Annotated in this window: 18 protein-coding genes and 1 pseudogene; 10 read left to right on the plus strand and 9 right to left on the minus strand. The window is 70.9% G+C overall.

Features of this window, described 5'->3' with window-relative positions; genetic code table 11:
- Window positions 1–2: 2 nt before the first annotated feature.
- Window positions 3–2600, minus strand: a complete 2598-nt coding sequence (gene rph / locus IE177_RS17600) for a rifamycin-inactivating phosphotransferase (protein ID WP_190016308.1) — start codon at window positions 2598–2600, stop codon at window positions 3–5.
- A 485-nt stretch (window positions 2601–3085) separates the two neighbouring features.
- On the opposite strand from rph, the pseudogene IE177_RS17605 reads away from it, so the two are divergent.
- The 3 genes and pseudogenes from IE177_RS17605 to IE177_RS17615 all read left to right on the plus strand — a co-directional run.
- Window positions 3086–3685: pseudogene (locus IE177_RS17605) on the plus strand (LysR substrate-binding domain-containing protein); the annotation flags it as partial.
- 384 nt (window positions 3686–4069) lie between these two features.
- On the plus strand, window positions 4070–5086 hold the full coding sequence (locus IE177_RS17610) for a zinc-dependent alcohol dehydrogenase family protein (RefSeq protein ID WP_190016310.1): 1017 nt from the start codon (window positions 4070–4072) through the stop codon (window positions 5084–5086).
- Window positions 5087–5285: 199 nt separating this feature from the next.
- On the plus strand, window positions 5286–5486 hold the full coding sequence (locus tag IE177_RS17615) for a hypothetical protein (protein ID WP_190016311.1): 201 nt from the start codon (window positions 5286–5288) through the stop codon (window positions 5484–5486).
- Between the two features lie 97 nt (window positions 5487–5583).
- On the opposite strand, the gene IE177_RS34860 is transcribed toward IE177_RS17615, so the two are convergent.
- Entirely contained in the window at window positions 5584–6015 is a 432-nt protein-coding gene (locus tag IE177_RS34860) for a hypothetical protein (RefSeq protein WP_229816090.1), read from the minus strand.
- Window positions 6016–6153: 138 nt separating this feature from the next.
- Between IE177_RS34860 and tap the strand changes: the two genes are divergently transcribed.
- The gene (tap, locus tag IE177_RS17625; protein WP_190016312.1) at window positions 6154–8334 is read left to right on the plus strand and encodes a telomere-associated protein Tap; all 2181 of its coding nucleotides are present in this window, start codon (window positions 6154–6156) and stop codon (window positions 8332–8334) included.
- A gap of 9 nt (window positions 8335–8343) precedes the next feature.
- Window positions 8344–8901, plus strand: coding sequence for a telomere-protecting terminal protein Tpg (tpg, locus tag IE177_RS17630; RefSeq protein WP_190016313.1), 558 nt, complete (start codon window positions 8344–8346; stop codon window positions 8899–8901).
- Window positions 8902–9217: 316 nt separating this feature from the next.
- On the opposite strand, the gene IE177_RS17635 is transcribed toward tpg, so the two are convergent.
- Window positions 9218–9604 (minus strand): VOC family protein, encoded by a 387-nt coding sequence (locus tag IE177_RS17635; RefSeq protein ID WP_190016314.1) that lies wholly within the window; start codon window positions 9602–9604, stop codon window positions 9218–9220.
- 103 nt (window positions 9605–9707) lie between these two features.
- On the opposite strand from IE177_RS17635, the gene IE177_RS17640 reads away from it, so the two are divergent.
- The gene (locus IE177_RS17640; protein ID WP_190016315.1) at window positions 9708–10493 is read left to right on the plus strand and encodes a TetR/AcrR family transcriptional regulator; all 786 of its coding nucleotides are present in this window, start codon (window positions 9708–9710) and stop codon (window positions 10491–10493) included.
- 57 nt (window positions 10494–10550) lie between these two features.
- On the opposite strand, the gene IE177_RS17645 is transcribed toward IE177_RS17640, so the two are convergent.
- From IE177_RS17645 to IE177_RS17655, 3 genes are all read right to left on the minus strand, one after another.
- Window positions 10551–12404, minus strand: a complete 1854-nt coding sequence (locus IE177_RS17645; RefSeq protein ID WP_190016316.1) for an ATP-binding cassette domain-containing protein — start codon at window positions 12402–12404, stop codon at window positions 10551–10553.
- Window positions 12405–12863: 459 nt separating this feature from the next.
- Window positions 12864–14387, minus strand: a complete 1524-nt coding sequence (locus tag IE177_RS17650; RefSeq protein WP_190016317.1) for a chitinase — start codon at window positions 14385–14387, stop codon at window positions 12864–12866.
- Between the two features lie 247 nt (window positions 14388–14634).
- Window positions 14635–15036 carry a DoxX family protein gene (locus IE177_RS17655; protein WP_190016318.1) on the minus strand — a complete coding sequence of 134 codons (402 nt, stop codon included), beginning with the start codon at window positions 15034–15036 and terminating at the stop codon, window positions 14635–14637.
- Between the two features lie 426 nt (window positions 15037–15462).
- Between IE177_RS17655 and IE177_RS17660 the strand changes: the two genes are divergently transcribed.
- Window positions 15463–16170 carry a lytic polysaccharide monooxygenase gene (locus IE177_RS17660; RefSeq protein ID WP_190016319.1) on the plus strand — a complete coding sequence of 236 codons (708 nt, stop codon included), beginning with the start codon at window positions 15463–15465 and terminating at the stop codon, window positions 16168–16170.
- Window positions 16171–16319: 149 nt separating this feature from the next.
- Here the strand turns inward: IE177_RS17660 and IE177_RS17665 are convergent, their stop codons facing one another.
- Complete coding sequence (locus IE177_RS17665) at window positions 16320–16826, minus strand: hypothetical protein (protein ID WP_190016320.1); 507 nt, start codon at window positions 16824–16826, stop codon at window positions 16320–16322.
- Between the two features lie 300 nt (window positions 16827–17126).
- On the opposite strand from IE177_RS17665, the gene IE177_RS17670 reads away from it, so the two are divergent.
- Window positions 17127–20654: an nSTAND1 domain-containing NTPase gene (locus IE177_RS17670; RefSeq protein ID WP_229816091.1), complete on the plus strand. Its 3528-nt coding sequence runs from the start codon at window positions 17127–17129 to the stop codon at window positions 20652–20654.
- Window positions 20655–21267: 613 nt separating this feature from the next.
- On the opposite strand, the gene IE177_RS17675 is transcribed toward IE177_RS17670, so the two are convergent.
- The gene (locus IE177_RS17675) at window positions 21268–21768 is read right to left on the minus strand and encodes a MarR family winged helix-turn-helix transcriptional regulator (RefSeq protein ID WP_190016322.1); all 501 of its coding nucleotides are present in this window, start codon (window positions 21766–21768) and stop codon (window positions 21268–21270) included.
- A 78-nt stretch (window positions 21769–21846) separates the two neighbouring features.
- Here IE177_RS17675 and IE177_RS17680 point away from each other — a divergent pair, with 78 nt between their 5' ends.
- Complete coding sequence (locus IE177_RS17680; protein ID WP_190016323.1) at window positions 21847–22692, plus strand: SDR family oxidoreductase; 846 nt, start codon at window positions 21847–21849, stop codon at window positions 22690–22692.
- Window positions 22693–22815: 123 nt separating this feature from the next.
- Here the strand turns inward: IE177_RS17680 and IE177_RS17685 are convergent, their stop codons facing one another.
- Complete coding sequence (locus IE177_RS17685; RefSeq protein WP_190016324.1) at window positions 22816–23793, minus strand: quinone oxidoreductase family protein; 978 nt, start codon at window positions 23791–23793, stop codon at window positions 22816–22818.
- Window positions 23794–23884: 91 nt separating this feature from the next.
- Here IE177_RS17685 and IE177_RS17690 point away from each other — a divergent pair, with 91 nt between their 5' ends.
- Window positions 23885–24229, plus strand: a complete 345-nt coding sequence (locus tag IE177_RS17690; RefSeq protein WP_190016325.1) for an ArsR/SmtB family transcription factor — start codon at window positions 23885–23887, stop codon at window positions 24227–24229.
- The last annotated feature ends 115 nt before the right edge of the window (window positions 24230–24344 follow it).

Raw genomic sequence — 24344 nt, forward strand, 5'->3', positions numbered from 1 at the left:
GGTCAGGAGAGGATCTCGACGTACCCGTCGGTTCCGTGCACCCGGATCCGCTGCCCGTCGCGGATCAGCCGGGTGGCCCGCTCCACACCCACCACGGCAGGCAGACCGTACTCCCGGGCGATCACCGCGCCGTGCGTCATCAGGCCGCCCACCTCCGTCACCAACCCGGCGATTCCGACGAACAGCGGGGACCAGCTCGGATCCGTGTAGGCCGTGACCAGGATGTCACCCGCCTGGAGATCGGCCTCCGCGATGTCGAGGATCACGCGGGCCCTCCCCTCCACGGTCCCGGCGGAGACCGGCAGGCCGGTCAGGGCACCGGCCGGCACGTCGTCGCGCCGGTACGCCCCGGTGACGGACTCACCGTCCGACGTCAGTACCCGGGGCGGAGTGAGCGCCCGGTACGACCGGAAGTCGTCCTTGCGCCGCTGGATGAGCCGGTCGTCCACCTGGTTCGAGCAGACGACGTCATGGAACTCCTGGAACGTGAGGTAGAAGACGTCCTCCGTCGCGGCGAGCACACCGGCCCGCACCAGGCGCTCGGCCTCGCCCAGCAAGGCCTGCTTGTAGACGAAGTAGCGGCTGACGATGCCGTACTTCGGGTACTCCCGGTATCCGATGAAGGTCCGGACCCGGTCGATCATCCGCTTGGCCTCACGGGCCTTCTGCTCCCCGTCCGGCAGGGCGCTCAGGCGGGACAGCACGTCCTGCTCCTTCTTCCACGCCTCCTGGCGCCCCTGCTCGAAGCGCCGCTCGGCGGCACCGGGTTCGAAGTTCCTGATGTTGTCGAGGATCACCGGCACGAGCATGCCGGGGCGCTCGCGCCAACGCGGCCTCGTGATGTCGATCTCGCCGACGCAGCGCATGCCGTACCGGTCGAGGTAGCCCTCGATGGCGTCGCGTGCTTCCGTCCCGCCCGTGAGCTTCGGCAACTCGGCCAGGAAGTCCTCGTCCCCGACGCCCCGCAGGAAGGCGACCACCTCCGCGTGCGGGCGGATCGCGTCCGCCACGTCGAGCAGCGCGAGTCCCATCTCCGACGTGACGTTGCCGGGGGCGGACAGCGTGAGCGTGTCGGCCGCGTTCTTCTCGCCGAGCCACTCCCGCAGCTTGTCATTGAGCCACCACGTGGCCTCCATCCCCGCCATGATCACCTGAATGCTCAGCGGGTCACCGAGGGCTCGTTTGTGCTCCTCGAAGGACTCCAGCAGGAACGCGAACAGCGCCGGCCCGGTCTTCGTCCGGATGTCGCGCTCCAGCGCGGTGACGGACGCCTCGCTGCGCTCGATCAGCGCGGTGACGATGGCCGGATCCGTCTCGATCGGCGCGGAGGGGCCGCCGGCCGGCGGCCCGCCGGGACCCTCGTCCGGGAGCGACGGGACGAAGCCGTCGCGGTCCAGGACGGTCTCCAGCGCGTCCCTGGTCAGTGGATCGGACTTCCCCACGAGGTCCAGCAGAGCGGCTCGGCTCGCGGGCGAGGCCAGGCGCGACGTGACATCGACGAACAGCCTCCCGCCTGCGGCATGCATCGGCACCATGGCCGTCAGCTGCCACATGGAGAGCCCCAGAGGCTTCATGGGGTCGGTCATCATCTGCTGGTGGCCGACGGAGACGTACACGTGATTGCCCTGGTCACCCGCGTCGGGGACAGGGAACAGCGTCGTGATCGGCCGGCTCTGGACGATATGGAAGTCGTCGTCGACCAGGCACCACTCGATGTCCTGCGGGCGGCCGAAGTGCGCCTCGATCCGCCGCCCGAGCCGCACGAGCCGGAGGACCTGCGCATGCGTCAGCGCGGGCTGCTCCTGCCGCGGCGAGTCGATCGCCACTTCCCGCGTACCGCCGTCCGGCAGGGCACGAACGGCTCGCCGCTTGGAAGCGATCGCCTCGGCGACGACTTCACCGTCACGCACCTTGAAGACGTCCGGGTTCACCAGCCCCGACACCAGTGCCTCACCGAGACCGAAGCCGGCGTCCACGGTGGCGACCTTCCGGTTGCCCGTCACGGGGTCGGCCGTGAACAGGACGCCTGCGGCGTGCGGGAAGACCATCCGCTGCACGACGACGGCCATGCGAACCGTACGGTGGTCGATTCCGTTGCGCCCACGGTAGGTGACGGCCCGCTCGGTGAACAGCGAGGCCCAGCACCGGCTGACGTACTCGAGGACCGCCGTCGCCCCCACGACGTTCAGATACGAGTCCTGCTGGCCCGCGAAGGAGACGGTCGGCAGGTCCTCCGCCGTCGCGCTGGACCTGACGGCGTAGGCGGCCCGCTCACCGTTCCGGACGAGCGCACGGGTGATCTCCGCCGCGACATCGCCGGGCACGGCGATCCCCTCGATGCTCCGTCGGATCTGCGCGCTGACCGTCCGGATCGCCTCCCGGTCGTCCGGGTCCAGACGCGACAGCCGGTCGAGCCCGTCGTCGATCGAAGGCGCCTGCTCCACGATCCGCCGGAAGGCGTCCGTCGTCACGCAGAACCCGGCCGGCACGCGGAGGCCCGCGATACGTGACAGTCCGCCCAGGTTCGCGCCCTTGCCGCCGACGGTCCCGACCTGCCCGCCGTCGACCTCATTCAGGTCCAACACGTACTGCTCGATCACTGGGACACCTCCGCGGCGGCCGTGCTCCGGTGCACTGCGCCGGCCGATCGATTCACCGGCGGCTCCAACTCCGTGGAACCCCGTGGTGGGCACGTACTCATCTCCGCCTGCCTTCCCGCTGACGAGCCGGAAGGCCACTCCGCCCGGTCGGGGGCCGCGCACACCCGCGCCTTCGCCCCGAGCACCCGTAACCGCACTGCCTCTCCTGCCACTGGTACGACATCGCCGCGCCCCCGTACGGCGGCCACGACAGAGAAGTCGTGCGCCGTTTCCGCAGGTTGTGGGCTCGGCCGACGATTCTGCGCCATGCCCCGGGCCTTGCCGCAAGCCCCCCGGTGCGCTATAAGTTGAGAGAGGCAAGGGGATGGATCTCCTTGCCTTTTCCTGTCGCCGTCCGCTCCAACCGCCCCTGCGCGAGGTTCCGGTGCGGCGCTGACCGCGATACGCGTCGTCGCCGCGGACAGACATCGGCCGCGGCCCTGCGGGCGGGCCACCGCGTGCCGCGGATCGGTTACGCCTGGTCGGCGGTCGGCCGCCACACCCCCGCGTTCCAGCGCCGCTGGGCCCGGACGCACCCCGACACGGACCTGCACCTGGTCCGCGTGAACTCGGCGACCGCCGGACTGACGGAAGGCGCCTGCAACCTCTCCGCCGTCCGCAAGCCGCTGGAGGGCCGTCGCTTCGACGCGGCCATCATCGGCCTCGAGCGACGCCTGTGCGCCCTGTCCGCCGAGGACCCCCTGGCCGCGCGCAGAACCCTGCGCCTGGCCGACCTCGGCGACCGCGTCCTGCTGATCGACAGGCGGACCGGCACGACCACCCCCGAGCTGTGGCCGCCCGGTTCCCGCCCGGAGACCGAGGACACTCGCGACATCGACGACTGGCTCACCGTGATCTCCAGCGGACGCGGTGTCGGCATGACGGCGGAATCCACCGCGCACCAGTACCCCAGGCCCGGCGTCCTCTACCGGCCGGTCCGCGACGCCGAGCCCATCGCCGTACGCCTCGCGTGGTGGCGGAACGACCCGCATCCCTCGACCCAGGCGGCGATCGAACTGCTCACCGCCCTCTACCGGGGCGAATGACACACCCCGCGGGCTCACCCGGCCGCCGGTCGGCCCGCACCGAGGGAACGGGGCCGTCCATCGCAGGCTGCGGTGCGGGGCCCACTGCCTGCCGGTGGCACGGCGCCGGGGCGGGCGAGCACGTCGGAGCCGTCGGCGGCCTGGGCCAGCCGCAGCAGGTGGGCGCGTTCGGCGTCGTCCTGGTGACTCGCCGGCCGCCGGGATGAGCGGTTACCTGGAGCAGAGGCATTCCCCGGGCGGCGCGCAGCCGCCCCGAACGGGTACCCGGCCGGGCAGCGCGCGCAGGACGAAGGCGCCCTCGCGCGTCCCCGGTGCGCCTCCTCACGGCACGGCGGCCCGCGGCCCGCCCCAGGCCCGCCCCGCAGCGAACGAAAGGACTCTCCCATGCGCGGAGCAGTGATTCACGCCCCCGGCGATGTGCGCTTCGAGACACTCGGCGACCCCAAGATCCTGCAGCCCACCGACGCCATCATCCGTACGGCGGTCACCTGTGTGTGCGGCTCCGACCTGTGGCCCTGGCGTGGCCTCGACGCGACCGACGAGGCACACCCGATGGGGCACGAGTACGTCGGCTTCGTGGAGGAGGTAGGGGCCGAGGTCACCGCGGTCGAGCCGGGGCAGTTCGTCGTCGGCTCCTTCGCGACCTCCGACAATACCTGCGCGAACTGCCGCAACGGCTTCCAGTCCAACTGCCTGAACCGCGAGTTCATGAGCACCTGCCAGGCCGAGCACGTGCGCATTCCCAACGCCCAGGGCACCCTGGTCGCCACCGGCGACGTGCCGGACGAGGAGTTCTGGCCCGGCCTGCTGGCCGTGTCCGACGTGATGGGCACCGGCTGGTACGCCGCCGACGCCGCCGAGGTCAGGCCCGGATCCACCGCCGTGGTCGTCGGCGACGGCGCGGTCGGCCTGTGCGCGGTGATCGCGGCGAAGGAGATGGGAGCGGAGCGGATCATCGCCATGAGCCGTCACGAGTCCCGCCAGCGGCTCGCCCGCGAGTTCGGCGCCACCGACATCGTCACCGAACGTGGCGAAGACGGCGTCGCCCGGATCAAGGACCTCACCGACGGCATCGGCGCCGATTCCGTCCTGGAGTGCGTCGGCACCGCCCAGGCCATGCGCCAGGCCCTGCACGCGGCACGGCCGGGCGGCAACGTCGGCTTCGTCGGCGTTCCCCACGAGGTGGCGATCGACGGCCAGGAGCTCTTCTTCTCCCACGTCGGCCTGCGCGGCGGCCCCGCCCCCGTGCGCCGCTACCTGCCCGACCTGATCGACCGCGTCCTGAGCGGCCGCATCGATCCGGGCAGGGTCTTCGACCTCACGCTGCCCCTGGACCAGGTCGCCGAGGGCTACAAGGCCATGGACGAACGCCGCGCCATCAAGGCGCTCCTCCGGCCCTGACCCCCGCCGCCACTCCTGCGGCACGCGCGCCGTCGCGTTCGACATCCCGTGAGCCGGCGGCCCGACCGTGTGGGCCGCGGCGCCGAATCGTGTCGCGGAAGCCGGGCAGGAGGGATCGTAACCAGCAGCGCGGTCTCAGGAGGACGGCGTTCGGCAGGATGGGGGAGCGCATGCCTGAACTGGAACTGAACGGGAGCGCATGCCTGAACTGGAACTGAACGTGGGGCAGAAGGCCACGGTCCGCAGGTACTTCCGGTTCGCGACCACACTGATGGTGATCGGCGTCGTCGCTCTGACCGCAGGAGCTGTCACCGGCTACACCCGAGCCTGGATCGGTGTGGCCATCATCTTCTTGATGTGGGCCCTGTTCGCCGTGTGGTACAGAGCGCTGGAGCGCTGACTCGACCAGGGCCTGACAGCGGATTGCAGCTCGTGTGCCGGCCGGAGTCCCGCAGCCGGTGGCGGCCCGGGTGAGCGGGAACCGTCCGGGGGAGGGGTCAGAGGTCGGCGCAGATGTCTCGGGCCTTCGCCAGCTCCTTCCTCACCTGGGCGTCGACCTCGAAGACCAGGCGATGGCGGTTCACCGCGCGGGAGATGGCCCTGGCGAGCGGCTTGTACGAGGAGTCGCCCGCGGCCGCCGCCGTGGCCAGGTCGAAGGCGCCCGCGAAGCGGTACAGCGACTGCTCGCCCGACGGCCCCTTCGCCGAAAGCTTCGACTCGTGCACGCCGGCCAGCGCGTCGCACGCGCCCCGGGCGTCGCCCCGTGCGCTGCTGTCCGCGTCCGAGGTGCCCTCGGCCAGTGCCCAGGCCGCGCCCACGCCCGCGCCGCCCACCACCAGCCCGAGAACGAGAGCGGTCACCAGCGGCCCGCGCTTGCGGGTCGGCGTGGACGGGATCGAGGGGGCCTGGTCCGGCTGCTGTGCTTGCATGTACACGACCATAACGGGTGCTCCCCTATGCGCTCCGGTGCGTCGTCGCCCTTGCCTGCGCCCTCTGCGCGATCCAGGGAGCGTTTCACCGAGTGATCCGCTGTGTCACCGGTGTAGGGTGCTGCTGGAGGTGGCCCGGTGCCCACGGAGAACGAGCTGTTCAGCGCGGTCGATGCTCTGCTGGAGCAAGTCACGCAGGACGATCTTCCGGCCCCTGCCGAGCGAAAGCGGTTGCGCGAAGCCGCCGGCCTGAGTCAGGACCAGGTCGCCAGGGTCCTGAAGACACGTCGTGAGGCGGTGGGGAACTGGGAGGCGGGCAGGACCGAGCCACGCCCGCCGAAGCGTGCCGCCTACGCCCGGCTCCTGGAAGGTCTCGCCACCCGGTTCCCCGCCCCCGAACCGGGTCCCGTCCCCGCCGCGGTCCCGGAGGCGTTCACCGGAAGTGAGCCCGCTCCCGCCCCGCCGTCCGAAGCGCCGCCGCCCCCGGTCGTTGCCGCGAGCCCGGCACAGTCCGCCGAGCCGGTCGCGTCGCCCCGCCGCTCGGGTTCGAGGAAGGCGGCACCGGTCGACGCGACGGCACGCGGCACCGACCCGCGCTTCGAGAACGGCCCGCTCGCGGTCGTCGACGCCGACGCCGACGGACACGTGCTCGCCTACTGCACCGGCGGCCTGGTGCTGGACGTGCCGGCCAAGTCCGTTCCGGCTCTTGTGGAGTGGACGCTGGCGGAGGCGAGGCTCGGGCAGCCGAGGCTGTCGGGTCCGGGCAAGGACGCCGACCCGCTGCTCGTACTCACCGAGGCCGCGCTCGAGCGCTACGGCCTGCCCGTCGCCCTCACGGACGAGGAGCGGCTGGCCGGACGGCTCCCGGAGGCCCACAAAGTCGTCAGGCAACTGGCACGCGCGGACTGGCGGCTGACCAAGAGGGGCTTCGGGCCATGGGCGCGGATCTACCGCCCGGCGCAGCATGCGCAGCGGGCCTGCGTGCAGCTGTGCATCCCGGCCTGGCACGCGCTCGACTCCCGTCACTGGGGCGGAGCCGGGCAGCTTCCGCCGGCGGAACTCGCCCGCCTTCTGGGCGTGTACGCGACCCGCGTGATGACGCCGCGCGGCTCGACCGCCGTCACCGGCCTGGAACTGATGACCGCGCTGCACCCGCCGACCCGTGCCTCCGCACCGGACGCCGAGGGCAAGCGGTACTCCGAGCACAATCCCGGCTCACTGGGGAAGGACCCGGTGGAGTGCGCGCCGTGCGAGGCCCCCGACGGCCACCCACTGCTCAAGGAGCTGCCGCGCTTCCATGTGCGCGGCCCCGGCGAGAAGCTGTTCGAGGAGGCGTACGACTGGGCGAGGCCGATGAGCGACGACGAGTGCACCCTGCGGCACCTGGTCGGCATCGACGTGAACATGGCCTTCGCCGCCGGCGCCAACGGCCTGGTCGTCGGCCTCGACGCGCCCACTCACGTCGAGAATCCGGTGTTCGACCCGAAATTGCCCGGCTCCTGGCTGGTCGACCTCTCCCATGTCGACTTGTCGAGGGTGAAGGTCGGCAAGGAGCGGGTGGAGCTGGACGGCAGCCTGCTGCCCAGTCCGTTCACCCCGAAGGGGGAGCGCCCGCGCGGCCCCGCCTGGTACGCGACACCGACCGTGGCGTACGCCCAGGAGCTGGGCTACGAGGTCCGGCCGGTCGAGGCATGGGTCCGCTTCGAGAACGGCCGTTACCTCGACGCCTGGTACAACCGGCTCCGCGACGCCTACCTCGCCACGATGGCCGACCTCGGCGTGCACGCGGACTTGGCGCCGGCCGACTTCCTGGCCGCGATGGGCCGTCACAAGGACCGCGACCCCGGGCTGGCGATCGTCGTCTCGGCGATCAAGGCGACGGTCAAGGGCGGCCTGGGGAAGCTGCGCGAGCGCCCGCGGGGGGAGGGCTGGCGACCCGGCGAGCCGTGGCGGGCGCTGTCCCGGCCGACCTGGCGGCCGGACATCCGGGCGGCGGTCATCTCCCGTACCCGCGTCAACCTGCACCGCAAGATCGTCAAGCACGCCGCGTTCACCGGCCAGTACCCCGTCGCGATCCTCTCGGACTGCGTCGTCTACGCGACCGACGGGACGTCGCCGCTGGATTTCCTGCCCTACCGGAACGGCAGGCCGCTCCCTGGCGGCTTCAAACTCGGCGTCAACCCGGGCCTGGTCAAACACGAGGGCACCCAGACCGTCCTGTGGGGCGAAGAGGTCCGCGAGCGGTTCGACGCCCCGGAACTCAACCTGGCCCGCTACATCAAGGACGGCACCGTCACCGACGCCGACAACGGAGAGTAGGAGAGGGTGATGACCGTCTTCGGGGACGGCCTGGAAGCCGCGGTGCAGAGGGCATTCACCCGGCCGGCACCCAAGAGCGCGCCCGCGCAGATGCGGTACCTGGTCAAACAGCTCAAGGGCACCAAGCCGGTCGCCGAGATGCTGCGCATCTCCCAGCGCACCGTCGAGCGGTACGTCAAGAACCAGATCCGAAGGCCCCGCGCCGAACTCGCCGCACGCCTCGACCGCGAGGTGAAGAAGCGCTGGCAGCCGCAGATCAGGGCCAGGGCGCGGCAGAAGGCAGCGACAACCGGCGGCATCGTCATCGACACCCGCGCCCGACTCGGCTACACCGCACCGATCGGCTCGACCGACGACGCCCGCATCCGGCACCTGACCGTCGCCCTGCCACCCCACTACGCCGCCCGCCTCTTCGACGCCCAGCAGTCCGGTGCCGGCGACCGGCAGTTGCAGCAGATCGCCGCCGAAGGCCTGAAGGAGATGTACTTCCAGGACGACGGCCGCCGCGCCGGTTCCCTGGAGGAGGTCCGCTTCACCGACGTCGAGCACGTGGAATTCGAGCTGTAGCCCCCCCCGTGGAGATCGACGAACACGACGGCCGCGGGGACGCCTGAGGCGGCTCTCGACGGCTCTGTCACCGGCCTGTTCCAGAGTGCCGGCCGTGACGACCCTCGGTTCCGTTCGGGCGGTCGGCTTGGTGCATGCGGACGAGCCCGTACGACCGGGCCGGCGAAGAGCGGGCGGCCAGGAGCGGCCGACCCGCGTCATCCGTGCTTGGCCGGCTCGGCGGAAACCCCGCCTGGATCCAGGACGACGAGACCCCCGATCTGCCCGTCATGCGCCTTGCCCATGCCACTGGTCGTCCAGCTCGAGGAAGGAGGTCTCACTGCTCGTCAGGTGCGGCCCAGGCGACGAGCTGGAGGATCACACCGTTCGGGTCGGTGACCTGGAAGAGGCGCTCACCCCACGGTTCTTCGCGCAGCGGCATGGTTATGGGGACGCCCTCGCCCCGCAGTCGCTCGTACTCGGCCTCCAGGTCGGCCACGGTGAACGCGACGATCAGGCCGGCGGCGTGCTGATCCCGGAAACCCTCGGGCAGAACCTCGATGCCGCGCCGCAGAAAGATCACGTTGACGGCGTCCTCTCGGACCAGGGAGGCGAAGCCTTCGGCGGCCATAGCCTCCCTGAATCCGAAGTGCCTGGTGAGAAACGCGGCGGAGGCCTGCACGTCGTCGACGGTCAGGGAGATGGCTACGGAAGTGATCTTCAAGTTTCCTCCTGGACTCCGGTTCTTACTTTGTACATAGTACTTTATACGCTGTACAGAGCAAGCGGTGTGCGGAACCGGAGCCCCCAGCGGCGAGGATGGGTGCATGGCCAAGGAACGAAGTGGGGCGGGCGACCCGGCCCGCACCCTGGAACTGCTGTGGCGCGAGCCCGGACACGCCGGTCCCCGGCGCGGACCCAGACAGGGCCTTACGGTCGACGCTGTCGTCCAGGCCGCCATAGAGCTCGCCGACTCCGGTGGGCTCGACGCCCTGACCATGCGGGGCGTCGCCCAGCGGCTGGGCGTCACACCGATGACCCTCTACACGTACGTCCCGGGCAAGGCCGAGTTGCTCGACCTCATGCTGGACGCCGTCTATCTGCGGATGCCGCGTGCCGATCACACGGCCGTCCCATGGCGGACGAAAGTGGAGGCCGTCGCGCGCGAGAACCGGGACCTGTACAGGCGCCACACCTGGGTGGCGACCCTGCCCACCACGCGCCCGCCGCTCGGACCCGGGCTCATGGCCAAGTACGAACACGAACTGGCCGCGTTCGACGGCCTCGGGCTCGACGACGTCGAAATGGACGCGGCCCTCACCTTCCTGCTCGGCTTCGTCCAGTCCGTCGCCCGCGCCGACTTCGACGCCCAGTCCGCCGCCCGTGACAGCGCCATGTCCGACGGGCAGTGGTGGGCCGCCAACGAACCGCTCCTGGCCAAGGTCTTCGATCCCGCCCGGTTCCCCCTCGCCACCCGAGTCGGAAGCGCCGCGGGCGCGGCCCATCAGAGCGTGTACAACCCTGAGCACGCCTTCGACTTCGGGCTGCAGCGGATTCTGGACGGCCTCACGCACCTCATCGCGGATCGGTCCCGACAGGGGAGCGGTGCATGAGCCTCATCAAGGGCCGCCGGTTCCGCTGGGACTGCGGAACCGGCGGGGAGCGGGCGGTCAGCGGTCCTGGGAAAGCTCAAGCAGTTCGGCGAAGGTCCCGCCGGCACGGACGAGGTCGTCGTACCGGCCCTGCTCGGTGATCCGACCGTCCTCCATCACGACGACATGGTCGGCGATCCTGGTGTTCTCGAGGCGGTGCGTCACCACGATGGTGATGCGGTCGGCGGCGATGGCCTTGATCTGCTCGAAGATCCGGTGCTCTCCGCGTGGATCCATCTGGGACGTGGGCTCGTCCAAGATCAGCAGCCCCGGGCGCCGGTACAGGGCCCTGGAGCACGCCAGGCGCTGCCACTGGCCGCCGGAGAGCTCACAGCCGCCGAACACCTCGCGGGACAGCAGGGTGTCCAGACCCGCGGGCAGGTCGTCGACGGCTTCGCGCAGGCCGACGGCGTCGATGGCCTCCCACACCGGGACGTCGTCGTGGGTACGGGGCTGGCCGAGGGTGACGTTCTCACGGACCGGCATCGGCCACTGGGCGAAGATCTGCGGCACCAGACCGGTGTGCGCCCAGACGGTGATCGGGTCCATGTTGGCGAGGTCGGTGCCGTTCCAGGTCACCCGGCCCTTGTCCGGGAGGTAGATGCCGGTGAGCAGCCTGGTGAGGGTGGACTTGCCCGAGCCGTTCGCTCCGACGATCGCGAGGATCTGACCGCGCTCCAAGGTGAGGGAGACACCGTCGACGGCGGGCTTGTCCTTGCCCGGGTACTGGTAGACGACTTCCTCGAGCCGGATCTGTTCGGTCGGCGCGGAGTGCCGGCCGGGTCCGCGCTTCGGGCTGCGGGCCGCGGCGTCGTCGAGGAAGGCCTGCATGTCGCTCAGGTAGAGGCTGGTGTGGAAGACCGCGGCGCCGTTGACGACGACCTGGGAGAGCGCGGCGAGCGTGGTCTGCACGGCGATGACGGCCGTGGCCGCGACCGCGAGTGCGATCCGGCCCGACATGGCCAGCCACGCGAGGGCTGCCCAGGTCGCGACGAGGAAGACACCGCCGGCCAACGCGGAGAGCAGGGCGATCCTCAGGGTTCGCGGCGCGGCGGCGAGGGTGCGCCGGTCGCATCGGCCGGACAGGGCCCGGTACCAGTAGACGATGTATCCGGTCATCGAGTTGGCGCGGACCTCGTCGCCGTACTTCGATGTGGTCGCCCACCAGCGCATCATGCCGCGCACGTTGCGATCGGCGATGTTGGCGTAGTGGATCTCGTAGTCGACCCGGGCGGTCAGGACCGCGCCCACACCGGCCGGCAGCACGGCGAGCAGGAGCAGTGGCAGCATCAACGGGTTCAGCACCGACAGCACACCGCCGGCGGTGACCATCCGGATCAGCGCGGACACGAACCGCTGGGCGTCGGTGACCATCACCTGGGTCCTGATCACCCCCATCTCGGCGGCCTCGTGCCGGTCCGGGAATCCGTCCTCGGCGTACGCCGAGGCCTCGACCCGGCAGACCGCCTCCACCAGAGCACTGTCCGTCTCCGTCGTCAGCCTCGGGGTGATCCGTCGTAGTGCGGCCGCGACCGCGACCACGAGCAGCGCCGGCAGGGCACCGCGCAGCCGGTCACCAGCGGAGCCGTCACCGAGGACGGGTCGCATGGCTCGGGCGGTCGCGGTCAAGAGCATGGCGGCCGAGACGCCCGTGACCACCTGGCAGACCAGCAGGAGCCGCACGGCCCGCCGGTCGGTGTGCCACGACAGCCGGGCGATTCGGCCCAGGACGGCCGGGATCTGCGCGCACATGCGCCGGAAGGAGACCTCGGCGAGCGGATTCACGGAGTACTGCCCGCTGTAGGTGATCTCCGCCGGCGGTGGCGGCGGAGGCACGGCGCCCTGCTGTTCGTTCGTAGCGGCCCAGGTCAAGGTTGGTCCCCTTAGACGGTCGTCGGCTGGTCGTGAAGCTCAACGACCTGGCGGGGATATCGAACACATGTGTTTCGGTCGCTTGCCGAACCCCGGAACGCAGCGCGTGGCGGCGCATGGAGGATGCATGGATCCAGCACTCCCAAGAGAAGTGCGGGACCGGGCGGTTGGCCGAATCGCCGACGATGGCGTTCATGGTGCCGGTGTGGGCGCGCACACGCGCACCGGCTCGGGCCGCCGTTGCGAAGTGCGCCCCCCGAGCGCGTGACCGCGCGGGTGCCGACCTCCGGCATGCGACTCGCCCGGCCGGGCGGCCGGCACTGTTCTGACGGCCGCCCGGCAGTTTCGGGCTGTTCCCCGCGCTGCCGGCAGCGGCCGGACGGTCGCCGCGCAGGGCGGCGGCCGCCCGGCCGGCGGCCGATGCGTCGAGGGCGCCTGGGACGCGTATGGGCGGCCGGTTCAGCAGGCGCCGAGGTCCTGCCAGACGCCCCACTCGCCGGTGGTCCCGGGCTCCTCGCCCGTCGTCCACCACTTGGCCTTCCAGATGTGCCCCTTGTGCGACACCCGCTGGCCGCCCGTGTACACCTTGTCCTTGGCCCATGGGGCGTCCGCGCACTGGTTGCCCGACCCGCCGGTGATGGTCAGGGAGTAGGTCGCCGAGTGGCTGCCTGAGGTGCCCGCGCCGGTCACGGTGACCGTGTAGGTGCCCGAGACCGCGGAAGAGGTGGTGGCCAGGGTGAGCGTGGAGGTACCGCCCGCGGTGACCGACGCCGGACTGAGAGAGGCGGTGACGCCCGCCGGAGCCCCGCTGACGCTGAGCTTCACGCTCTGGGCGTCCCCCTTGGTCACGGCCGTCTTCACGGTGGCCGTGGCGGACTGGCCGGCCGTGACGGACCCGGAGGCCGGGTTGAGCGCGACGGAGAAGTCGTTGGACGGGGTGGTGGTGCCGCCGGTGAACGGCGCGAAGATGTGGGTGAAGTCCCATGTGTTCTGCTGGATGCCCGAGCAGTTGTCCGCGGCGGCGCCACCCGGGCAGCCGCCGTTGTCCCGCTGCAGCGCCCAGAAGGAGAGAGTGTTGATGCCCTTGCTGACCGCCCAGTCGTACACGGTGCGGGCGTTGGCCAGGGTGAAGGTCTCCGCCTTGCCGAAGTCGTCGACGCCCGGCATCTCGGTGACGCCGACCATGTTCCACAACTGGGCGGGGCTCTTGCCCGGGTACAGCTCGGCGAGCAGGTCGTAGAGCCCCTGGGCGGCCGTCTGGGTGTCCTTCGCCATGTCGTGGGCCTGGTTGTCGTAGTAGTCGAACGTCATGAGGTTCACGACGTCGACCCGGGTGCCGTTGCTCACCGCGTTGCGCAGCAGTGCCTCGCCGTTGTCCGCGAGGCCGTGTGTGGTGGTCGGCAGGGTGTAGGAGATCTCGACCTTGCGCCCGTTGGCCGCCGCCCAGTCCTCGACGAGCTTGATCGCCTTGTTGCGGCGGTCGATGGCGGCGGTGTTGTCGAGCGAGTCGACCTCGATGTCCATGTCGAGCCGCGAGATGTCGTAGGTGGTGATGGCCTTCTCGTACGCGGCCGCGATCTGTTGGACGTCGGTGCAGCTGTCGGCGATCTCGGTGCCTGTGGTGTCGGCCGTGTAGCCCCCGAACGAGGGGATGACGTCGCCGCCGTTCGACTGGATCGTCTTGATGTCGGCACCGAAGGTCGAGGCGGCGATCGGCATGCTCGTGTCGCCGTTCCAGTACGGCGTGCAGGAGCCCTTGGTGGCGGTCTGCAGGAACGCCATCGTCAGATGCTTGGCGCCCGACTCGGCGGACAGGGCGGCGGGGCTCTCGCCGGTCCATGCCTCGAAGTAGGGGGCGAAGACGTGGTTCGGCAGTGGCGTCGCGGCATGGGCGGTGCCGGTTCCCGTGAGGGCGAGGCCTGTCGCGGCTGCCGCGGTGGCGGCTGCGGTGACGGCCGCGCGGAAGGAACGCACGAGTCTCATGTCAGTCCCGGTGTGTGGAGGGGGTGGCCAAAGTCCTTGAGTGGACAAGGTGTTGCCGATTACTGGGATAGCGCCCGGCGCAGGGGCGGGTCAATGGTCTGGACCAAGAAGGGACTAGACCAATTTTTGGTCCCCGGGCGCCCTTTCCCAGCGCAGGGCGCCCTGCGGGGGCCTGGACCACGCCGACGGGAGCGACTGCGTCACGGCGCAGGTGGTTCGATGACGGGTGAAGCGCCATGGGCCCCGGTCACACGCCGGCGCCGGAACCGCCGGCGTCTGGTCGTCGGCGGACTGGAACCAGGGATGCGAGTGCCCATCGACCTGGTCCGAGGGCGGCGATGAGGAGGAAGGACCAGCAGAACATGGCTGCCGGTTCGCCGCCGTTCTCGATGGGGAGTGCGGCGTGGGCCTGGTGCACGTCGAAGTAGGCGTAGGTCATGGACCCTGAGCACAGTACGGCGGCGACGCGCGTTCCGAGGCCGCACAGGACCAGTGCCCCGCCGGTCAGTCGAATGACCGCGGCCCACCAGCCGGGCCATGCGGCGAAATGCGGCGCGGCGCCGTGCGGGCCGCCCAGGACGCCGAACAGGGTGGCGGCACCGTGGCAGGCGAACAGCAGTCCCACGACGATCCGGAAGAGTCCGAGCACGTACTGGGGATGCTCCTCTCCGGCGCGGCGATCTCGAGGGAACCGCGCCGCGGTGGTGGGGGGCGAGGATGGGTTGCGCTTGCCGGCGCCGCTCTCCGGGCGGCCGCTACTCCGACGTAGGTCTTCGGTGCGGGCAGTTCACTCTGCCCAAACTCTTGACCGGACCAAGTCTCGGGCTATGGTCTAGACCTAGTTGGCCATAAGGTCCAGACCAGCGTCGGGGTATCCCTCCTGCCCCACGGCGCATCGGTCACGCGTACGGCGGCACGCGTGTCACGCGCGCCGGGGCGTCGGCGTGCCCACGTGCCTCACCCGGCCCGCCGGGATGCGCGAAAGGCACGGACCGCGCGGTGCCCACCGGGCACGACCGGCGAGGCCGGACCTCACGGGCGCCGTTTCGAACACTCCGAAGGAAAGTGACAAGGCATGAACACAAAAAGACGAACGGCCTGTGCGATCGGCGCGCTGGTCGCTCCGGTGCTCGCCGTCAGCCTCCCGGCGAGCACGGCCGGCGCCCACGGATGGGTGACGCTGCCCACGAGTCGCCAGGAACAGTGCGCCGAGGGCATCGTCGACTGCGGCCAGATCAAGTACGAACCGCAGAGCGTCGAGGGGCCGAAAGGTCTGCAGAGCTGCAGCGGCGGACACGCGGAGTACGCCGAACTCGACAACGACAGCAAGAGCTGGAAGGTCACACCGGTCGGCGCGACGGCGACGTTCACGTGGCACAACACGGCCCGGCACTCCACCGCCAACTGGCAGTACTTCGTCGACGGCCGGAAGATCGCCGAGTTCGACGGCCGCAACCAGCAGCCGGCCGCGGACGTCAGTCAGCAGGTGGACTTCGGCACCCTCACGGGCCGTCACAAGGTGCTCGCGGTCTGGAACATCGCCGACACCGCCAACGCGTTCTACTCCTGCGTCGACGTCAACATCGGTGGGGGCAGCGGCGGGGGCACCGGTGGCGGAGGGGACACCTGCACCACGCCCGCCTGGGACGCCGCACGGGTCTACAACGGGGGTGACACCGTGTCCTACGGCGGCCACAACTGGCGCGCCAAGTGGTGGGTGACGGGCGACAAGCCCGGTACCACCGGCCAGTGGGGTGTCTGGGAAGACCTCGGGGCCTGCTGAGGGAGACGGCCGGCTCATGACGGCACACCAGCAGCCGGCCGAGTGCTGATCGACCCACGATCCCTGATGGGCGGAGAACACCGGGAAGGAGAAGAGGTGCGGTACCGGTCGGGTAGTCCGGTACCGCACCCCAGGTCGCTCGCCCTACGTCACCACCAGCCGCCGCAGTAGGAGACGCCGCCGCCGGGGCGGTGCAGGCACAGCCGCATCAGAGCCTTCCGGGTGTAGCGGTACTTGTTGCTGAAGGGCTTGTTGCCGTAGGTCGCACCGAGGAGGAACTTCCTGCCGTCGAGGCTCGCCTGCACGACGACCTGGCGGTTGGAGGGGGCGTGGTAGTGGTGGACGGTGCCCGACAGCGTGCCGTGGTACCGGCCGGGGTAGCCGCTCTGGTGGTACCAGGTCTTGCAGACGTCGGCGTATCCGTAACTCCGCTGCGTCCACAGCCTCGTGCACGCTCCGCTGCTGGGCGCGACCGACGCGCCGGGGACCGCCTCCGCGGCCAGTCCGGTGGCCGTGTCGGTGGTCGGCACGTTCGCTGCCGCAGTGGTGACGGCGTCGGCCGGCGCGGGAGCCGCTGTTGCAGGTGCTCCGAGGGCGAGGCCCACGCCGAGCGCCGCGGTCGACAGGACGACGGTGGCGCGTGTGCGCACGTTCATACTCGTGATTCCTCCGTTGGTGGTTGAGGCCGGGCCGGCTGCGGCCCGGTTCGTGCCGTGCGTCATCGAGTTCACCGCCCGGGCCGTTGTTCAGCAGGCCCCCTCCGTCACAGTGAACAATCACGGTGATGCCGATTCGCCCCCCCAGTAGGGGCTGAATCGGTACTTGTCGGGCGTGTGGCGGACTCTTAGTGTGGGGGCGCGGGTGACCTCTCCGCATTGCGGGGGATGCCAGGGGCATGGGGGGGAAGCGGACCGGTGGGGCGTCGTGAGAGGCCGGTGGACCCAGGTGCAGGGCCGGTGCAGCGATTCGCGTACGAGCTGCGCAAGCTGCGCCAGGAAGCGGGTGGTCTCACATACCGGGAGATGGCGCGCCGTGCCCACTACTCGCTCACCGCGCTTTCCCAGGCCGCCGCCGGTGAACAACTGCCGTCACTGGACCTCGCTCTGGCCTACGTCCGGGCCTGCGACGGCGATGCGGAGGAGTGGGAGCGGCGCTGGCACGACACCGCCGAGGAGGCGGCGGTGCGAGACCGCGAGGAGGATGCCGCCGAGTCCCCGTACCTGGGTCTGGTGCGCTTCGAACTCGGCGATCACGAGCGGTTCTTCGGACGGGACCGGCTGGTGGCCGATGTGCGGGACCTGGTGTGGCGGCGGCGCTTCGTGGCCGTCGTCGGCCCCTCCGGCAGCGGTAAGTCGTCGCTGCTGCGAGCCGGGCTGATCCCCGCACTGCGCGCCGAGGGCACATCCTTGGCGGCGATCCGTGTCTTCAGCCCGGGCGACCACCCGCTGCACACTCACGCCGATGCGCTGCGGCCCGAAGACGCCGACGGCGACACCATCCTGGTCGTGGACCAGTTCGAGGAGGTCTTCACCCTCGGGAACGACCCGCGGGAGCGCACTGCGTTCATCGACGCCCTGCTCACCGCCCAGCACCCGGACAGCAGGCTGCGCGTCGTCATCGCCGTACGCGCCGACTTCTACGGGCGCTGCGCCGAGCACGGCGAACTCGCCGGCGCTCTGAGCGAGGCCAACCTGCTGGTGGGTCCCATGAGCCCTGCAGAGTTGCGCGAGGTCGTCGTCAGGCCCGCGCAGACGGCCGGACTGATCGTCGAACGCGATCTGACCGCCCGCCTGGTGGAGGAGGTTCACGGCGCGCCAGGTGGCCTGCCACTGCTCTCGCACGCCCTGCAGGAGACATGGCGGCGGCGTCGGGGCAGGGCGCTGACCCTGCAGGCGTACGAAGCGGTGGGCGGAGTGCACGGCGCGATAGCGCAGAGTGCCGAGGAGGTCTATGGCCGGCTCTCTCCCGGCCACGCGGAGCTGGCCCGGCTGATCCTGCTGCGGCTGATCGTCCCCGGAGAAGGCGCCGAGGACACCCGGCGCCCAGTCGACCGCAGCGAACTCGATGTCGGCGCGGCCTCCGAGGACGACATCGCCCTGGTCCTGGACCGTCTGGCCAACGCCCGGCTGCTCACCCTCGCCGACGGCACCGTGGATCTCGCCCACGAGGCACTCATCACCGGCTGGCCCAGGCTGCATCGGTGGATCGACGACGGCCGAGCACGCCTGCGCGTTCACCGCCAGCTCACCGAAGCCGCGAGCGTGTGGAACGCTCTCGACCGCGACCCAGGAGCCCTGTACCGGGGGGTGCGGCTCGCCGCCGCCGAGGAGGCCTTCAGCGACATCGGTACGTTGAAGGAGCTGACCGGCTCGGAACGGGACTTCCTCACCGCCAGCATCACCGCTCGCGAGCGAGAACAGCGCGTGGCTGCCCGCATGGCCCGCCGCCGACGCCAACTCATCGCCGCGCTGTCCGTTCTGCTGGTGGTGGCCATGGCCGCAGGCGCGATCGCATGGAGCCAGTCCCACGTCAGTGAACACCGGCGAAAACAAGCCGTCGCCGCGCAGAAAGACGCGCTGTCACGGCAGTTGGCCGCGCAGTCGACCGCTCTGCTGGACTACAACCCTGATCTCGCCTCGCTCCTGGCCGTCCAGGCGTACCGGGTCAGCCCCACGGCAGAGGCCACCTCAAGTCTCTACTCGGCCGCAGCACTCCCACTACGACGCCTTCTGACCACAGACGCCCGTTCCGTGGAGTCGGTGTCCTTCAGCCCCGATGGCCGGACGGTCGCCGCCAGTAGTTCTGACGGCAGGGTCGCGCGATGGGACGTGGGCACAGGCGCGGCACGTACAACCTTGCGCAGCGCCGCAGGTGAGGTGAGAGCGATCACCTACGACAGGGCGGGGCACCTTCTGGCCGCCAACGACGCCGACGGAACGCTGCACGTGAGCAATCTGACGCGGGGGAAGGCCTGGACGGCGACGGACCACGCCGAGACCGGACCCCTGGCATTCAGCCCCGACGACCGGACCGTGGCCGTCGGCTCCTCCGACGGCAGAATCAGGCTGAGGGACCTCGCCACCGGCGCCGTCCGGACCACGCTGCCCGTCTCCGTCGGCGGAACAACCGCCATTGCCTACAGTCCCGACGGCCGTCTGCTGTCCGTGGCGGGTGCGCGCGTGATCGAAGTGTGCGACCTGCCCAAGCGTGAGACCCGGGCCATCAAGTTCACGGGACTGGCTCCTCCCACATCGATGGCCCTCAGCCGCAGCGGCGACCTACTGGCCGTCGGCGACGCGCTCGGTCAGGTACGGCTGTGGGACTCGGGGGCAGGCAGATGGCGCGCCCGGTTCGCCGACCACAAGGGGCCGGTGAGCGCCGTGCAGTTCAGTCCCGACGGGCGCCTGCTGGCCACAGGCAGTGACGACAGCACAGCGCGGCTGTACGACGTGACCACAGGCGAAAGCCGCGTCGTGCTCACCGGACACACTCGCAGCGTGACCTCCGTGTCGTTCAGCCCTGACGGGACCACGCTGGCCACCGGCAGCCGCGACCGCACAGTCCGTTTGTGGGACGTGTCACGAGGGGCGGCCAGCGTCACCCGGAGGACCGAGAACACTCCGACGTCCACGGCCTTCACCGCAGACGGCCGCGCACTGGAAACCGGCGACGGCGCCGGCAGGGTCAGTACATGGGACACGGTCCGCCTGCAGAACCACAGCACCCGCGACGTCGTCTTCGGCACCACGACCAGATCAGTGAGCCTGCCGCCGGGCGGTCACGTGACAGCCGCCTTGAGCAGCGACGACGGCCGCACCGTCCAGGTCTGGGACGCGACCAGCCACCTGCGCCGAACGACAGTGCACAGCGGCTCCCGATCCGAACTCTTCGTGACGGCCGCTCTCGATCCGCACGGCCGTGTCCTGGCCACGGGCGACACAGGCGCGAACGTACGCCTGTGGGACGTGGCCACCGGCAGGAGCCGGAGAGTGCTGACCGGGCATACGGACGCCGTGGTGGCACTCGCCTTCAGCGGCGATGGACACACGCTCGCGTCCGCCGACGGCTCTGGATCGATCAGGCTGTGGGAGACCGCCACCGGCAAGAGCCGCGCCCTGCTCACCGACAGCGCCACGTCGCTCGCACTGAGCCCTGACGGCCACACCCTTGCCGTCGGCCACGACGACGGAACCGTGCGCCTGTGGGACCTGTCCACCCTCACCCTCCGCGGTGCGCTGAAAGGACGTCGGCTCCCGGTGACTTCCGTGGCCGTGAGCGCCGACCGACGCACACTGGCCGCCGGCACCGAAGACGGGACGATCCAGCTCTGGACGCTGACCGTGCCCAGCCCGGCCGGCGTCATCGACGGAATCTGCCGGGCCCTGCACCGTGACTTCAGCCAGCAGGAACGAGCTCAGTACCTCCTCGGCCAGCCGCAGTACCGAGGGTGCGCGTCCCGCTCGCAGGGGCGCCATGTCCCATGAGACGGCGGCGGCCGGCATGCCCCGGGGCACTCCCGAACCACCATCACCGGTGTGCGCCGCGCACCCTGAGCCGCCTCCGCTTGAGTCAGACTCAGGTCGTACGCCGGTCGCGACCTCAGGCGGACGCACGGGTGAACGGGACAGCGCCCTGCCGGCCTTGGCGGGGAGGGCCGGGAACCCCGTGCCGACCGGGACATCGGGGGAGACCGCGCAGGAGTTGTTCATCCACGTGATGAACTAGTCCGGCCTCGCCACGCAGTTGCGTGCTTCACTGCGCTGCCCGCGTTACCCAGACGAAGAGAAAGCAGACCCAGCCTTGTTCCAGGACACGCCCATATACACCCGCCTGGTCGCCGAGCGCGGTGACGTTCCCGCCCGGGTGCGCGGTGAAGCCGAACGCATACATCACGACCTGGCACGGGTGATGCCCCCGCCAGCACCGCACAGCGCCTCCGGTCCGAGCGCCGCTCCCGCCGCCCAGTGGCTCCCGGCACCCGGCCTGCCGGCCGGCAGGCCGTGACCCCGTAAGGGGAGAGCTTTCCTCGACCTGGCTGGTTCCACCCGGACACGCGACGCTCGCCCCGCCACGTGGCGGGCCGAGCGTCGCGGCGGCTCACCGGGGCGGACGGGTGGCCCTGGCCGTCGGCTCCTGCCCCAGCTTCTCCTTCTCCGCCTTGAGCTTGCGCCACACGGTGCCGAGGGCCTCGATGTCCTGTTCGTCGAGGAGGTCGGTGAAGACCGGCGCCAGGACCTCGCGACGGGTGGCGTCGGCCCGCTCGAAGACCCGGCGGCCTTCGGCGGTGAGCGAGACCTCGACCGACCGGGCGTCGCGTGCCGATGGCGTACGGGTCACCAGGCCCCTGGCCTGAAGGGCGTCCACGACCCTGGAGACCTGGCTACGGCTCAGCATGGTGCTGTTGCCGAGGACGGATGCGGGCACGGGCTCGGGACTGGACGCCAGCCACAGCATGACCTCGAACCAGGAGACCGGTAGATCGTGCGCCCTGACGAGGGCCCGGTCCACGCGCTCGGTCATCACCGTGCCCGCCCAGACGAGCCCGTAGAAGGCGTAGTCGGCGGCGGGCATGTCGGCCTGGGGCAGCTTCTTCGGCATACCTCGAGTATAGGTTGCGTGCGCACACACACAAAGGTATGTTGTGTGTGCACGCACACAAACCTGAAGGGTTCCGTCATGGCCACCACCCCCCACACCGTCCTCATCACCGGTACCTCCTCCGGTATCGGCCTCGCCGCCGCCGTCGCCGCCGCCCGTGCGGGCTGGCGTACGGTCGCCACCCTGCGCGACACCACCCGCGCGGATGCCCTGCGCAAGGCCGCCGCCGACGCGGGCGTCGAGCTCGACATCCGTCAGCTCGACGTGACCTCGGAGACCTCCGTCGCCGCCGCCGTCGACGGCGTGATCGCCGACCACGGCCGCCTGGACGCCGTCGTCAACAACGCGGGCGCCGGTCACCTGGGCACCCTGGAGAACGACTCCATGGAGGACATCCGCAAGGTGATGGAGGTCAACTTCTTCGGAGTGCTGAACGTCTCCAAGGCCGTGTTGCCGCACCTGCGCGCCTGCGAAGGCCGTCTGATCACCGTCACCAGCGTCGGCGGTGTCATCGGCCAGCCGTTCAACGAGGCCTACTGCGCGGCCAAGTTCGCTGTCGAGGGCTACATGGAAAGCCTGGCCCCCGTCGCGCGGACCCTGGGCGTGAGCGTCTCCGTCGTGGAACCCGGCGCCGTGGCCACCGAGTTCGTCAACAACATCGGCGTCGACCTCGGTGCCGCCGTCGAGGCCGGGCAGTACACCGACGCCCTGCGCCGCTACATCGACCGCACATCTCGGCAGTTCCTGGACGGCAGCGCCCAGACTCCCGCCTCGGCTGCGGAGGCGGTCATCGAGGCTCTCCACGCGGACCGGCCCGCCTTCCGCATCCAGACCACCGACTGGGCCCGCGCCTTCGTCGGGAGCAAGCTCGCCGACCTCGACGGGTCCGCGGTGCAGGGCCTCACCGCCGCCTGGGTCGCCTGACCGATCCCGCACCGCGCCGGCCGGCGCCGTACCGAGCCGCAACCGCCGTGCTGAGCGTCCCCCACGACCGCGACGGTGGTCCGGGGTGGACCCCTGGCGGCCCGTCGAGCGTGGAGTCCGCGGTCAGCCGGCGATGCGCAGCAGCAGCTTGCCCGTGGACGCGCGTCCGCCGATGAGCCGGTGTGCGCCGGCCGCGTCCGACAGGGGGAACTCGGCGGTGACGGGAAGGACGACCGCACCTTCGCGGACGGTGCGCAGGGCGCGTTCGGTCAGCACCCGCAGCGCGTCGGGTGCGGACCGGGCGAGGGCGAGCACCGAGAAGCCCCCGACGGAACGGCCCTGCGCGTACAGCTCGCCCTGCCCGGCCCGCCAGGGCTCGGCGCCGCCGGCGTTGCCGAACGACACCAGGCGCCCGAAGACGGCCAGTACCTCCAGGCCGCGGCGCAGCGTCTCGCCGCCCACCGGGTCCAGAACCAGGTCGACGCCCCTGCCGCCGGTCGCCCGGCGGACGTCCGTGTCGAAGGTGCCGGGCCGGAACACCTCGTCGTAGCCGTGCCCGAGCGCGTAGTCGGCCTTGGCGTCGCTGGAGGCCACCCCGTACACCGCGCCGGCGCCCGCCGCCCGGGCCAGCTGCCCGACCGCCGTGCCGATGCCTCCCGCCGCGCCGTGCACCAGCACGCTCTCGCCGGCCCGCAGCCGACCCACCTCGTGAACCAGGGCGTGCGCGGTCGGCAGCACGGTCGGCAGCGTGGCCGCGGTCCGCAGGTCCAGCCCGCCGGGCAACGGGAAGACCGTCGCGGCCTCCGCGAGCACGACCTCGGCGTAGCCGCCGCCGTCGACGAGCGCGGCGACCTCCTGGCCCGCCCGCAGACCCTCGACGTCCTTCCCGACCGCCCTGATGCGCCCGGAGACCTCCAGACCCGGGCGGTAGGGCAGCGATGTCACCCGGTACCCCTCGGCGCGCGCCTTCACGTCCGCGTAGTTCACCCCCGCCCAGACGGCCTCGATGGTCACCTGGCCGGGGCCCGGCTCGGGTGCCGCGGTCCGCACGATCCGCAGCACCTCGGGACCGCCGTACTCCTCGAACTCGACAGCACGCATGCGCAGGACCACCCTTCGATAAGTGTTCGACCGGAAGCGAACACTAGCACTGTATGATGGCCATCGAACACTGGGCGAGAAGGAGATCTTGATGCCGGAGCAGGCCGCAGGCATGAGTCACCGTCCGGCGCCCGTGCACACGCACCCCGACGACGTCCCGCTTCTGACCGCCCTGTCCGCGCTCGCGGATCCCGTGCGCATCCAGCTGATCCGCGACCTGGCCAGGCACCCCGACTGGGCGCTCAGCTGCAGCGGCTTCGACGTACCGGTCGGCCGGGCCGCGAAGAGCCACCACTTCTCCGTGCTGCGCGACGCCGGCCTTGTCGAACAGCGGGATCAGGGTCCCAAAAGGCTCAACCGGCTGCGCCGCGAGGAGTTCGACGCCCGCTTCCCCGGCCTCCTCGACCTGGTCCTGCGCGCCGACGACGGCGAGTAGCAGCGGCCGGCTCCGCCCCGCGGCCGTACGGCCACCGGGGCCGGCACGCCTCCACCGAAGACCTGCGAACCTCTGCGCACACCCAAGGCAGAGGGCGGCATCGTGCTCCCGCCGG

Origin of the sequence: Streptomyces lucensis JCM 4490 (assembly GCF_014650035.1) — a bacterium.
GTDB lineage: Bacteria > Actinomycetota > Actinomycetes > Streptomycetales > Streptomycetaceae > Streptomyces > Streptomyces lucensis.

Coding starts and splice junctions, on each gene's coding strand:
- IE177_RS17685 (WP_190016324.1), bottom strand. CDS start 23,793: ATGCGTGCTGTCGAGTTCGAGGAGTACGGCGGTCCCGAGGTGCTGCGG.
- tpg (WP_190016313.1), top strand. CDS start 8,344: ATGACCGTCTTCGGGGACGGCCTGGAAGCCGCGGTGCAGAGGGCATTC.
- IE177_RS17665 (WP_190016320.1), bottom strand. CDS start 16,826: ATGAACGTGCGCACACGCGCCACCGTCGTCCTGTCGACCGCGGCGCTC.
- IE177_RS17615 (WP_190016311.1), top strand. CDS start 5,286: ATGCCTGAACTGGAACTGAACGTGGGGCAGAAGGCCACGGTCCGCAGG.
- IE177_RS17650 (WP_190016317.1), bottom strand. CDS start 14,387: ATGAGACTCGTGCGTTCCTTCCGCGCGGCCGTCACCGCAGCCGCCACC.
- IE177_RS34860 (WP_229816090.1), bottom strand. CDS start 6,015: ATGCAAGCACAGCAGCCGGACCAGGCCCCCTCGATCCCGTCCACGCCG.
- IE177_RS17640 (WP_190016315.1), top strand. CDS start 9,708: ATGGCCAAGGAACGAAGTGGGGCGGGCGACCCGGCCCGCACCCTGGAA.
- IE177_RS17675 (WP_190016322.1), bottom strand. CDS start 21,768: ATGCCGAAGAAGCTGCCCCAGGCCGACATGCCCGCCGCCGACTACGCC.
- IE177_RS17690 (WP_190016325.1), top strand. CDS start 23,885: ATGCCGGAGCAGGCCGCAGGCATGAGTCACCGTCCGGCGCCCGTGCAC.
- IE177_RS17660 (WP_190016319.1), top strand. CDS start 15,463: ATGAACACAAAAAGACGAACGGCCTGTGCGATCGGCGCGCTGGTCGCT.
- IE177_RS17680 (WP_190016323.1), top strand. CDS start 21,847: ATGGCCACCACCCCCCACACCGTCCTCATCACCGGTACCTCCTCCGGT.
- IE177_RS17610 (WP_190016310.1), top strand. CDS start 4,070: ATGCGCGGAGCAGTGATTCACGCCCCCGGCGATGTGCGCTTCGAGACA.